Source organism: Pseudomonas sp. 9_2_1 (assembly GCF_059295275.1).
Genome location: NZ_CM181239.1, coordinates 3253561 through 3265535, shown reverse-complemented (window position 1 = coordinate 3265535; position 11975 = coordinate 3253561). Strand labels below are relative to the sequence as shown.

General features: G+C 66.2%; 11 protein-coding genes and 1 pseudogene. 9 read left to right on the top strand and 3 right to left on the bottom strand.

Features of this window, described 5'->3' with window-relative positions; translation table 11 throughout:
- The 3 genes from AC5O5I_RS14670 to AC5O5I_RS14660 all read left to right on the top strand — a co-directional run bounded on the left by AC5O5I_RS14670 (window position 1) and on the right by AC5O5I_RS14660 (window position 3603).
- Window positions 1-1311 carry a citrate-proton symporter gene (locus AC5O5I_RS14670; RefSeq protein ID WP_172229981.1) on the top strand — a complete coding sequence of 437 codons (1311 nt, stop codon included), beginning with the start codon at window positions 1-3 and terminating at the stop codon, window positions 1309-1311.
- Window positions 1308-2762 (top strand): amidase, encoded by a 1455-nt coding sequence (locus AC5O5I_RS14665; protein ID WP_494511022.1) that lies wholly within the window; start codon window positions 1308-1310, stop codon window positions 2760-2762. Before AC5O5I_RS14670 ends, AC5O5I_RS14665 begins: the two co-directional genes overlap by 4 nt.
- Before the next feature lie 67 nt (window positions 2763-2829).
- Window positions 2830-3603 carry an IclR family transcriptional regulator gene (locus AC5O5I_RS14660; RefSeq protein ID WP_172229987.1) on the top strand — a complete coding sequence of 258 codons (774 nt, stop codon included), beginning with the start codon at window positions 2830-2832 and terminating at the stop codon, window positions 3601-3603.
- A gap of 50 nt (window positions 3604-3653) precedes the next feature.
- On the opposite strand, the gene AC5O5I_RS14655 is transcribed toward AC5O5I_RS14660, so the two are convergent.
- Window positions 3654-4526, bottom strand: coding sequence for a helix-turn-helix domain-containing protein (locus AC5O5I_RS14655; protein WP_494511021.1), 873 nt, complete (start codon window positions 4524-4526; stop codon window positions 3654-3656).
- Between the two features lie 176 nt (window positions 4527-4702).
- Between AC5O5I_RS14655 and AC5O5I_RS14650 the strand changes: the two genes are divergently transcribed.
- The 4 genes and pseudogenes from AC5O5I_RS14650 to AC5O5I_RS14635 all read left to right on the top strand — a co-directional run.
- Window positions 4703-5530, top strand: a complete 828-nt coding sequence (locus tag AC5O5I_RS14650) for an SDR family NAD(P)-dependent oxidoreductase (RefSeq protein ID WP_494511020.1) — start codon at window positions 4703-4705, stop codon at window positions 5528-5530.
- Entirely contained in the window at window positions 5527-7245 is a 1719-nt protein-coding gene (locus AC5O5I_RS14645; protein WP_494511019.1) for an FAD-dependent oxidoreductase, read from the top strand. Before AC5O5I_RS14650 ends, AC5O5I_RS14645 begins: the two co-directional genes overlap by 4 nt.
- A complete protein-coding gene (locus AC5O5I_RS14640; protein ID WP_172232130.1) occupies window positions 7245-7574 on the top strand; it encodes an NIPSNAP family protein in 330 nt (109 codons plus the stop codon). The genes AC5O5I_RS14645 and AC5O5I_RS14640 overlap by 1 nt, the downstream gene beginning before the upstream one ends.
- A gap of 75 nt (window positions 7575-7649) precedes the next feature.
- A pseudogene (locus AC5O5I_RS14635) lies at window positions 7650-9032 on the top strand (MFS transporter); the annotation flags it as partial.
- Here the strand turns inward: AC5O5I_RS14635 and AC5O5I_RS14630 are convergent.
- Together AC5O5I_RS14630 and AC5O5I_RS14625 are read right to left on the bottom strand one after the other, a co-directional pair.
- The gene (locus tag AC5O5I_RS14630; protein ID WP_172286776.1) at window positions 8968-9879 is read right to left on the bottom strand and encodes a LysR family transcriptional regulator; all 912 of its coding nucleotides are present in this window, start codon (window positions 9877-9879) and stop codon (window positions 8968-8970) included. The pseudogene AC5O5I_RS14635 and the gene AC5O5I_RS14630 overlap by 65 nt on opposite strands.
- A gap of 103 nt (window positions 9880-9982) precedes the next feature.
- A complete protein-coding gene (locus AC5O5I_RS14625; protein ID WP_172230565.1) occupies window positions 9983-10639 on the bottom strand; it encodes an HAD family hydrolase in 657 nt (218 codons plus the stop codon).
- Between the two features lie 101 nt (window positions 10640-10740).
- Between AC5O5I_RS14625 and lexA the strand changes: the two genes are divergently transcribed.
- Window positions 10741-11349 (top strand): transcriptional repressor LexA, encoded by a 609-nt coding sequence (gene lexA / locus AC5O5I_RS14620; protein WP_494511018.1) that lies wholly within the window; start codon window positions 10741-10743, stop codon window positions 11347-11349.
- Window positions 11349-11969 carry a translesion DNA synthesis-associated protein ImuA gene (gene imuA / locus AC5O5I_RS14615; RefSeq protein WP_172230559.1) on the top strand — a complete coding sequence of 207 codons (621 nt, stop codon included), beginning with the start codon at window positions 11349-11351 and terminating at the stop codon, window positions 11967-11969. Before lexA ends, imuA begins: the two co-directional genes overlap by 1 nt.
- The last annotated feature ends 6 nt before the right edge of the window (window positions 11970-11975 follow it).

The following is an 11975-nucleotide window of genomic DNA, read 5'->3' as shown; positions in this document are numbered from 1 at the left end:
ATGCAGACTTCGAGCACCGGCGTGTCGCGTACCCGGCAAGTGGTAGCAGCCGTTATCGGCAACGCCCTGGAGTGGTATGACTTTATCGTGTATGGCTTTCTGGCCAGCATCATCGCCCGGCAGTTTTTCCCGTCCGACGACGAGTACGCCTCGCTGCTGATGGCCCTGGCCACCTTCGGCGTCGGTTTCTTCATGCGCCCGGTCGGCGGCGTGCTGCTGGGCATGTATTCTGACCGCAAGGGCCGCAAGGCGGCGATGCAGCTGATCATCCGGCTGATGACGGTGTCGATCGCCATGATTGCCTTTGCCCCCGACTACCTGGCCATCGGCATGGCCGCGCCGCTGCTGATCGTGGTGGCGCGCATGCTGCAGGGCTTTGCCACCGGTGGCGAGTACGCCAGCGCCACGGCCTTCCTGGTGGAAAGCGCGCCGGCCCACCGCAAGGGCTTGTATGGCTCGTGGCAGCTGGTGGGGCAATGCCTGGCGGTGTTTGCCGGGGCGTCGATGGTGGCGCTGGTCACGCACCTGTGCTCACCTGCTGCGCTGGACAGCTGGGGCTGGCGGATCCCGTTCGTGCTGGGCCTGCTGATCGGCCCGGTGGGGCTGTGGATTCGCAAGCACATGGAGGAACCCGAGGAATTCATCCAGGCGCGCCGCCAGGCCAAGGGCCAGTCGCCCGGCTTGTTGCAGGTGCTGCGTGAGCACCGGCGCAGCCTGCTGGTGTCGATGGGCCTGGCTTGTGGTGCGACTGTGTCGTTCTATGTGGTGCTGGTGAACATGCCGACCTTTGCCCACCAGAGCCTGGGGTTGCCGCTGGACCAGGTGCTGCTGGTGCAGATGCTGGCAGTAGCGCTGATGACCGTAGTCATTCCCCTGGCCGGGGCGTTGTCGGACCGGCTGGGGCGGCGCCCGGTGCTGATGGCCTTTACCCTGGCGTTCTTCGTCATGGTCTACCCGCTGTACGTCTGGGTGGCCGCTGCGCCGTCCATCGAACGCCTGCTGGTGATGCAACTGATGCTGTGTACCGCCATCGGCGGTTTCTTCGGCCCGGCACCCACCGCCCTGGCCGAGCAGTTCCCGGTCGAGGTGCGCTCCACCGGCGTGTCGGTCGCCTATAACGTTGCGGTGATGGTGTTTGGTGGCTTTGCGCCGTTGATCGTCACGTGGCTGACCAAGGTGCTTGGCACCCCGGTGGCGCCTTCGTTCTACGTGCTGTTCGCCTGCCTGCTGACGCTGCTGGGCACCTACTGCCTGAAAGAAGCACCACGGGCGAGCAAGCCTGCCGCCCTCAACTTTGGAGTAAAACCGTGAAGCCGCTAGCCATCGACCCCATTGTTGTCCTCGATGCCGAGGCGTTGTCGCAGGCCATCCATGCCCGTCAGGTGTCGTGCCGCGAGGTGATGCAGGCCTACCTGGGGCACATCGAACGTTTCAACCCGCAGGTCAACGCCCTGGTGTCGCTGCGCCCGGCCGAAGGGCTGCTGGTGGAAGCCGATGAGCGGGACCGCGAACTGGCCCGTGGCCACTCGCGCGGCTGGATGCATGGCATGCCGCAGGCAATCAAGGACCTGGCCGCCACCGCTGGGCTGCGCACCACCCTGGGTTCGCCGCTGTTTGCCGAGCACGTGCCCGAGCAGGATGCAATCAGTGTGGCGCGGGTGCGGGCCAGCGGGGCAGTGATCGTTGGCAAGAGCAATGTGCCTGAGTTCGGCCTTGGCTCGCAGACCTATAACAGGCTGTTCGGCACCACCACCAATGCCTATGACCACGTCCGGGTGGCCGGTGGCAGCAGCGGTGGGGCAGCCGCGGCGCTGGCCATGCGCTTGCTGCCGGTGGCCGACGGCAGCGACATGATGGGCTCGCTGCGCAACCCGGCGGCGTTCAACAACGTGTTCGGCCTGCGCCCTTCGCAGGGCCGCGTGCCCCATGGCCCGGCGCCCGAGCTGTTCGTTCAGCAACTGGCCACCGAGGGGCCGATGGGCCGCAGCGTGGTTGATGTGGCGCGATTGCTGTCGATTCAGGCCGGCAGTGATGCGCGGGTGCCGCTGTCGCTGAGTGACGGCCGGCGCGATTTTGCTGCGCAGTTGCAGCGCGATTTCCGTGGCGTGCGGATCGGTTGGCTGGGCGACTACAACGGCTACCTGCCGATGGACGACGGGGTGATGGCCCTGTGCGAGGCGGCCCTCGCCGACTTCGCTGAACTGGGCTGCCGGGTCGAGGCCTGCCAGCCGGCCTTCGACCTGACCCGTTTGTGGCAATGCTGGCTGACCCACCGCCACTTCCTGGTGCACGGCAACCTGGCGGCGGCCTATGTCGACCCGGCCAGCCGTGCCTTGCTCAAGCCCGAGGCCCAGTGGGAAGTGGAGGGCGGCCTGCAGCTGACGGCGGCGGCGGTTTACCAGGCCTCGCTGCACCGCAGCGACTGGTACCGCGCGCTGGCCAGCCTGTTCGAGCGTTACGATTTCCTGCTGTTGCCATCGGCGCAAGTGTTCCCTTTCGATGCACGGCAGCCGTGGCCGACGGTGGTCGGGGGGCGGCCGATGGACACTTACCACCGCTGGATGGAGGTGGTGATCGGGCCGACCCTGGCCGGCTTGCCGAGCATCAGCGTACCGGTCGGTTTCAACCCTGCCGGGTTGCCCATGGGCCTGCAGATCATAGGCCCGGCCCAGGCCGACCATGCAGTGCTGCAGCTGGCGTACGCCCACGAGCAGCTCACCCGTTGGGTACAGCGCTGCCCGCCCCGGTGCCTGCAAGCCTGAGCAAAGCGCTGGGCAGGCGCGGATCTTGCTGGCTATGCTGACCATCCAGTACAGGGAGGTCATTCACATGGGTATTAGCGCAGACAGTGGCGGCGTGCGTTCGGTGGAGCGGGCGCTGGCCATCGTCGACCTGCTGGGGGAACACCAGGCCCTGGGCCTGGAAGAACTGCACTACCTGACCACGCTGCCCAAGGCCACGGTGTCGCGCATGCTCGCCACCTTGCAGGAGCAGGGTTGGGTGTACCGCGGCCTGAGTGACCGGCGTTACCGCCTGAGTGCGCGACGGCTGTTCGGTGACCGCCAGCTGCGCTTCAAGCGGCGCCTGGTGGAAAGCGCTGCGCCCATGCTGCTGGAGCTCAGCGAACGCACCGGGCTGGTGGCCGACCTTTCATGTTTCGACGGCGAGCGGCTGGAAGTCATGGAAAGTGCCATTCCACAGGTATTGCGCAAGCGCTATCCCCACACCTGCCAGATCGTCGGCCACCATGCCAGCCTGTTCCATTCAGCGATGGGGCGGGCGTGCCTGGGGGAGCTGGCGGTCGATGAGGTGCAGCGCCTGGCGGCCCATGAGCGGCTGCGCGACGACACGGTGCTGCGCGATCTGCAGGAGGATGCGCACAAGGGCTTTGGCCAGCGCACCGAAGGCCACTGGGAGTACCCGGTGCGCTTGCCGTTCCTGATCCGCGCCATTGCCCTGCCGGTGCACGCCGAAGGGCGGCTGGCCGGGAGCATCGCCTTGCACTGGCCGCTCGACCAGGCACCGGTGGAACGGGTGTTGAACCTGCACCTGAACAGCCTGGCAAGCACGGTGGGTGAGGTGCAGCGGGCCTTGGTGGTCTAGCGGCCCTTGCGCGGGTGAACCCGCTTCCACAGGGCCGGTACCGGGCAAGACTATTGACCTTCGCGAAACCCGCTAGGGCTGACTCCCGCCTGCTTGCGGAAAAACCGGCTGAAATACCCCACATCGGCAAACCCCAGTTCGTGGGCGATCTCCTTCACGCTCAGGCTCGAATGCCCGAGCATGCGCTTGGCCTCCAGCACCAGGCGGGCATTGATCACATTCATCGGCGTCATGCCCAGATGCTCCTGGCACAGCCGCCCCAGGGTCGCCAGGGTCATGCCCAGTGCCGCGGCATAGCCCCCCAGTGGCCAATGGGCGCGGTAGTGCATGTCGACCAGCTCGCGAAAGCTGGTCAGCTGCTGGCTGCGCCTTGACGCCGGGCGGTGCTCGCCCTGGGGCACTTGGGGTTCATGGCGCAGCACCTGGATCAACAGCGTCAACAACAATGCCATGCTGCTGGCCACATGCTCGCGGGCGCGGTTGTGGTATTCCTCGCGCAGGGCACGGCACAGTGGCAGCAACGGGTCTTCGTCGTCGGCCCACAGCGGCAGGGGCACCACCTGCGGTTTGCGCACTTGCGCCAGCAGGTGCGGGGCCAGCACCTGGGTGATGCTTTCCAGCGGGTGCTGCGCGGCAGTGATCACCTGGCCCTCGACCTGGCCGGCCCAATGAAAGCCATGCACCACCTGCGCCGGTATGTACACCACGCAGGGCGCCTGCACCTGCAGCCGTTGGCTGTCGAACAGCACCTCCCCGCCACCGCTCTGCAGGTACAGCAACTGCAGCAAGCCTTCGTGACGGTGCGCAGCGATTTCCCAGTTGTGCGCGCCGGAGCGCTGGGAGATCCGCTCCACATGCAGGGCTTCGTGCCACACCGGCTGTGCGGTTTCACCGTACAGGGCGTAGTTGGGGATCTTGTTCATGACGTTGTAATTGTTCTGATCGGTACCTGGCTACTGTGCCACAGCTGCACGCAGGCATCAGCGGGCAAGGGAAAATTGACCGGAATGTGGGGCGGGTTGCAGGTTTTGTCCATTCTGCCGGTGTGCCTGCCGGCCCTAGGCTGTGGCCCAGATCAAGCGACATTCTGGAGAGCAGCATGCACAACAACAATATTCCTTCTCGCTGGTTGGGCCTGGACTCAGCCGTTTGCGTGGTCACCGGTGCTGCCGGTGGCATTGGCGCGGCGCTGGCCGGCGCGCTGGTAGAGCAGCAGGCCCATGTGGTGTTGCTGGACCGCGACCTGGACAAATGCCGCGAACTGGCGGCCACCCTCGGCGAGCGCAGTGTCGGTGAGGTCAGCGCGCTGGGCTGCGACATCGCCGACCCGGCCAGTGTGGAGCGGGCTGCGGCCCAGGTGCAGGCCTTGCACGGGCGCTGCGATGTACTGATCAACAATGCCAGCGTACTGCGCCCCGGCGCGCTGGACGAGCTGACCCTGGAGCAATGGAACCAGGTGCTGGCGGTCAACCTCAGTGGCTACCTGCTGTGTGCCCAGGCGTTCGGCCGTTCGATGCTGGCGCGCGGCGAGGGGCGCATCGTGCACGTGGCCTCGATTGCCGCCCACTACCCGCAACCCGACAGCGGCGCCTACAGCGTGGCCAAGGCCGGGGTCAGCATGCTGTCGCGTCAGCTTGCGGTGGAGTGGGGGCCACGGGGCGTGCGCAGCAACGCGGTGTGCCCGGGGTTGATCCGCACGCCGTTGTCGGCGGCGTTCTATGCCGACCCGCAGGTCGAGCGCCAGCGCTGCGCGATGACCGCCAACCGGCGCATCGGCGAGCCGCAGGACATCGCCGACGCCGTGCTGTTCCTGGCCAGCCGGCGTGCCGACTACATCAACGGTGCCGAGCTGACCGTGGATGGCGGCCTGGAGAGCATGCCCATGGCACTGATCCCGCGCCCAGGCTTCGAGGGGGCAGGCCGATGAATACGCGCAGCTGTGATGTACTGGTGGTCGGCGCGGGCGCGGGCGGCCTGGCGACGGCGATCACCGCGAAAAAGCTCGGCCTGGATGTGATCGTGATCGAAAAGGACGACTGCTTTGGCGGCACCACGGCGTTTTCCGGCGGCGTGCTGTGGGTGCCCGGTACCGCGCACGGGACCAACGACAGCCACGCAGCGGCCATGACCTACCTGCGCAACGAAACCGGTGGCTGTTACGACGCAGCCGGGGTCGAGGCATTTTTGCGCTACGCGCCGCAGATGGTGGAATTTTTCGAGCGCGAGACAGCGGTGAAGTTCGTGCCCACGCTGTACCCCGACTATCACCCGCACATCGAAGGTGGCGTCGACGTTGGCCGCTCGATCCTGGCCGCACCTTACGATATTCGCGGCCTGGGGCCAGACATGGCACGCCTGCGCCCGCCGCTGAAAACCATCACCTTCATCGGTATGATGTTCAATTCGTCGAATGCCGACCTCAAGCATTTCTTCAATGTGACCCGTTCGCTGACCTCCTTCGTGTATGTGGCCAAGCGCCTGATGACCCACCTGAAGGAGCTGGCCCTGTACCGTCGCGGTACCCAGGTCACCAGCGGCAATGCCCTGGCGGCCCGGCTGGTACGTTCGGCACTGGACCTGGGCATTCCGATCCTGACCGGTACCCCGGCGCGCCGGTTGCTGCGCGAAGGCGGTCGGGTGGTGGGCGCAGAAGTCGGCCAAGGCGACAGCGAGCTGACCATCCAGGCCCGGCGCGGTGTGGTGCTGGCGTGTGGCGGCTTCTCCCATGACCTGCAGCGGCTACGCCAGGCCTACCCGCATGTGCGCCGCGGCGGCGAGCATTTTTCCCCGGTGCCGGCGGGCAACACCGGTGATGGTGCGCGCATGGCGGAAGCCTTGGGTGCCAAGGTCGATATCCGCCTGCAAGCGGCAGCGGCGTGGATGCCGGTGTCCAAGGTGCCGATGGGGGGCGGGCGGCATATCGCCTTCCCGCATTTGCTCGACCGCTACAAGCCGGGTGTGATTGGCGTGTTGCGTTCGGGGCGGCGCTTTACCAACGAGTCGAACTCCTACCATGACGTTGGTGCGGCCATGATCGAGGCCTGTGCCGGGCAGGCTGAAACGGCCATGTGGCTGGTGTGCGACCGTCGCACCCTGGGCAAATACGGCCTGGGCTTTGCCAAGCCCGCTCCCATGCCGCTGGGGCCGTTGCTGCGCAACGGTTACCTGCTCAAGGGCAACACCCTGGCCGAGCTGGCAGGCAAGGCCGGTATCGATGCGCAAGGGCTGGCGCAGACCGTGCGCGAGTACAACCTTGGCGCGGTGCAGGGCGAAGACCGCCAGTTCGGCCGCGGCAGCACCAGCTTCAACCGCTACCTGGCTGACCCGCAACAGCGGCCCAACCCCTGTGTGGCCCCGGTGGGCGAGGGGCCGTACTTTGCCGTGAAAGTGATCATGGGCGACCTGGGCACCTTCGACGGGCTACGTACCAGCGTGGTCGGCGAGGTGTTGGCGGCAGACGGGCAGGCCATCGACGGCCTGTATGCGGTCGGCAACGACCGCGCCAGCATCATGGGCGGCAACTACCCCGGTGCGGGCATCACCCTGGGCCCGATCATGACCTTCGGCTACATCACCGGGCGGCACCTGGCGGGTGTCGAGCAGGGGCTTGCGGCAGTGGGCACTGCGCAGGAGGTGGCGTGATGGACAAGGCCGTCGTCGATCACCGCATCTACACCATCCGCCCGCGCTGCATGGCGGCTTTTCTCGACGCCTTCGACCAGCTGGCGATGCCGATCCTGCTGCGCCACCTGGGGGCGCCGCTGGCCTTCTACACCAGCAGCATCGGGCCGCTGAACCAGGTGGTGCACTTGTGGGGTTATGCCAGCCTCGATGACTTCGAGAAGCGCAGTGCCGCGCGTGACGCCGACCCGGACTTCGCGGCCTATCTGCATGCCACCCGTGACCTGGTGGTGGCGCAGGAGACGCGGATCCTACGGCCGGTTCGGTTACCCAGCCTCGCCCGGCAGTAATCCTGCCTGTGCCGGCAATCGGGCCGCAACGCGGCCCCGATACACCTCCATAAAAACAACAACAGGTGCTACCAGATGAACAACACGCTAGACGTGCGCCAACTGATCGACCAGCAACCCATTGGCAGCTACCAGAAATGGGTGGTGTTCCTGGGCTTTCTGATCATTGCCCTGGATGGGCTGGACGTCGCCATCATCGGCTTTATTGCCCCACAGCTGAAAAGCGACTGGGGCCTGGGCGCGCAGAGCCTGGGCCCGGTATTGAGTGCTGCGCTGATCGGCCTGGCCCTCGGCGCCCTGATTGCCGGCCCCCTGGCCGACCGCTACGGGCGCAAGGCGGTATTGCTGTGCAGCGTGCTGCTGTTCGGCGTCTGGACCCTGGCCTCGGCCTTTTCACCCGACCTTGAAACATTGGTTGCGCTGCGCTTTCTGACCGGGCTGGGCCTGGGCGCCGCCATGCCCAATGCCAGCACCCTGGTCAGCGAGTACGCCCCGGCAAGCAGCCGCTCGCTACTGATCACTCTGGCCTTCTGCGGGTTCTCCCTTGGCGCTGCGGCCGGTGGTTTCGTCAGCGCCTGGATGATCCCCAACCTGGGCTGGCGCAGCGTGCTGGTGCTGGCGGGGGTGTTGCCGCTGCTGACCTTGCCATTGCTGTGCTGGCGCTTGCCGGAATCGGTCACCTTTCTGGTCAGCAAAGGTGCGGATCGTCAGCGGATCCTGGCCATTGTCCGCCGGCTGTCACCCGCGCACGCCAACGCCGACTGCACCTTCGTCATGCCGGTCACCCCAAGGGCCAGGGGTGGGGCGATCGGCACCATCCTCTCGCCACGCTACCGCTTTGGCACCTGCATGCTCTGGGCCGGTTACATACTGGCGTTGTTCCTGGTCTACCTGTTCAGCGGCTGGTTGCCGACGCTGGTCAAGGAGGGCGGGGGTTTTTCGGTATCCGAAGCGGCCATTGTCACTGCCTGTTTCCAGATAGGCGGGCCGTTGGGTGCGATTTCGGTGGGGTGGGCCATGGACCGCTGCAACCCGCAGCGGGTGCTGATGCTGACCTTCCTGTTCAGTGGCGCGGTCATCTTTGCCATCGGCCAAGTGGCCGGAGACTTTGCCTGGTTGTGCGCGATTGCCAGCGCCGTGGGCTTTGGCCTGAATGGCGCGAGCGTTGGCATGAATGCACTGGCGGCAGCGTTCTACCCCACCGAAGCGCGGGCCACAGGGGCCAGCTGGATGAGTGGGATCGGCCGCATTGGCGCGGTGCTCAGCGCCTTTGCCGGGGCCCAGATGCTGGCGCTGGGCTGGAGCTTTGCGCAGGTTTTCGCAGCGTTGTTGATCCCTGCCGGGCTGGCGGCAGTGGCGGTGTGGCTGCAAGGGCGATGTGCCGCCCAGCGGCTCAGCGCTCCCGGCTGTACATCCGGCATTCCGCCAGCAGAGCCAGCAGGTTCGGCTCACGCTCCCGCGCCTTCAGAAACACCACACCGATATGCTGCTGCAGGCGATACTGCGGCTGCAAGGCAATCAACCTGACGCGGTTTTCGTAAACCGCGGCGATGCGCCCGGGCAGCAAGGCGAAGCCCACGCCCGAGCTGACCATGCTGAGCAAGGTGAAGATGTCGTTCACCTGCATGGCCACCTTCGGTTCGAAGCCGGCTTGCTGGAACACTCGCGCGCCATCGCGGTGGGTGGCGAAGCCTTGGGTGAGGGTGATGAAGGTGGAGTCGGCCAGGTCGGCCAGGTCCACCTCGGGCTGCCCGGCGAAGGGCGAGTCGGTGGGGACGGCGAGGAAGATGTCGTCGGAGAACAGCGGCAGCTGCTCGCAGGCCGGGTCGCTGACGCTCTCGTCGAGCGAGACCAGGATGGCTTCCAGCTCGTGGTTTTTCAGGCGCTGGAGCAAGTCGGTGTTCGAGCCCAGGGTCAGGTCGATATTCAGTTCGCTGCGGCGCAGTTTCAGGCCCATGACCAGCTTGGGCACGGTTTTCACCGTCAGCGAATAGAGCGCGCCCAGGCGGAAGCGTTCGGCGTAGAAACCGGCGGCCTCACGGGTCTGGCGCACCATCTGTTCGGCGTCCTGGATCAGCTGGCGGGCTTTCTTCTCCAGCACGTAGGCACTTTCCAGCGGGATCAGCTGGCGGCCCTCGTGCTTGAACAGCGGGCAGCGCAGCGCGTTTTCCAGCGAGTGGATGGCGCGGTGCACGCTGACCGCGCTGGTAGACAGCTCGGCGGCGGCGCGGCCGAGGTTGCCGGTGCGCATGAAGGCGAGGAAGGTTTCCAGCTTTTTGAGGGTGAGTTCTTCGTCGATCAGCATGGGGTGGCCTGGCAGCGCGGTGGTTGGGGTGGGTAGGGCTTCAGGGTTGTGTGTGGGCGCTCGATCTCACAGGCGCTGAAAACCCGCAGTCATACACCTCGAATCACCCCCGCCCTTCGATCAACGCCCACAAGGCCGGGTCCTCAAAATCGTCAATCACCAACCCAGCCCCCGCCGCCAGCAACCGCTCCGGGCTCTGCGTCGTCGCCACCCCAACCGTAAAGATCCCCGCAGCACTGGCCGCCGTAACCCCCGGCAACGAATCTTCGAACGCCAGCGCCTGACCAGCCTCAGCACCCAGCCGCTGCAGCCCGGTAAGGTAGGGCAGCGGGTCCGGCTTGGGCCGTGCCAGTTCCTCGGCCACCAGCACATGCTCGAATCGCTGCCCCAGCCCCATGGCGCTCAGCATGTGTTCGGCGTTCAGCCGCGGCGCGTTGGTCACCACGCACATGCCCAGGCCATGATCCTGGGCATAGCCCAGCAGACGCAACAGGCCCGGCATCGGCTCGAGCGCAGGCGACATGTCGCGGAACAGCGCCTCCTTGCGGTCGGCCAGTACCTGGCACTGTTCGGCACTGGCACCGCTGAACAGCTCGGCGAACAGCTCGCCGTTGGCCCGGCCGCTGACCTGCGCGTCGAACTGCGCCTGGCTCAGCTCGCGGCCGTCGTGTTCGTGCAGCAGTTGGCGAAAGGCCTGCAGGTGCAAGGTGTCAGTGTCGGTAAGGGTTCCGTCGAGGTCGAACAGCAGGGCGGTCAGCATGGGATATCCAGATCAAGAAAACACAAGCCAGGGGATCATAACCAATGCTGACGACGAAGGGGGCTGTTCAGTGAGCCACGAAAAGAGTACAAATGTGCTCCATGGACAATCTTACCCCCAAACGCCGCGCCATTTTCAACTTCATTCGCGAGCGTATCGCCGACCACGGCCAGCCACCGAGCCTGGCCGATATCGCCGAGCGCTTCGGTTTTGCCTCGCGCAGCGTCGCGCGCAAGCACATCACCGCGCTGTGCCAGGCCGGTTATATCGATGTCACGCCCAATCAGGCGCGGGGCATTCGCTTGGCCGAACCCTTGCGCAAGCCAGAAATCCTCGAATTACCGGTGCTCGGCCAGGTGGCCGCAGGCGCCCCGATCGGCCCGGACCTGGATATTCACGAGCAGTTGCTGCTCGACCCCAGCCTGTTCCGCCGTACCCCCGACTACCTGTTGAAAGTCCGCGGCGATTCGATGGTGGACGACGGCATCTTCGACGGTGACCTGGTCGGCATTCGCCAGCAGGGCGATGCCCGTGATGGCCAGATCGTGGTTGCGCGCCTGGACGGCGAAGTGACCATCAAGCGCCTGCAACGCCTGGGCAATGCCTACCGGCTGCTGCCGCGCAACCCCGCCTATGCACCGATCGATGTGCAGCCGGAACAGGACTTCTTCATCGAAGGCGTGTTCTGCGGCCTGCTGAGGCGTGACTGATGGGCGCGGTGGTCGACCTCGACAGGCTGCTCGATCAGCGCCGGGTATGGCGTGGCCGGCAGGCCCAGGTTCGGCCACTGGGGTTGCAGCCAACCGGCCATGCGGCCCTTGATGAACGCCTGCCGGAAGGTGGCTGGCCGGCGGCTGCGCTTAGCGAATTGCTGCTGGCCAGCCCGGGCTGCGGTGAGTTGCAACTGCTGTGGCCGACCCTGGCCCGGCTGAGTACTGAAGCCAGCCGGGTGGTGCTGGTGGCCCCGCCTTTCATTCCTTACGCCCCGGCCTGGCAGGCGGCGGGGGTGGACCTGCGCTGGCTGGTGCAGGTAAATGCCGAGCCGGCCGATGCCTTGTGGGCCGCCGAACAGTGCCTGCGTTCGGGCAGTTGCGCGGCGGTGCTGTGCTGGCCCGAACGTGCCGATGACCGTGCCTTGCGGCGCCTGCAGGTGGCTGCTGAAACCGGCCAGGCGCTGGCGTTCGCCTGCAGGCCGCAACAGGCGGCGCACAACCCTTCGCCCGCAGCACTGCGCATTGCCGTCGACACCCGGCCGGCGCAATGGCGTGTATTGAAAAGCCGTGGTGGCATGCCACCAGCGCTGCCCATCGCCTGCCCGGGCCGGGGCTGATGCAAC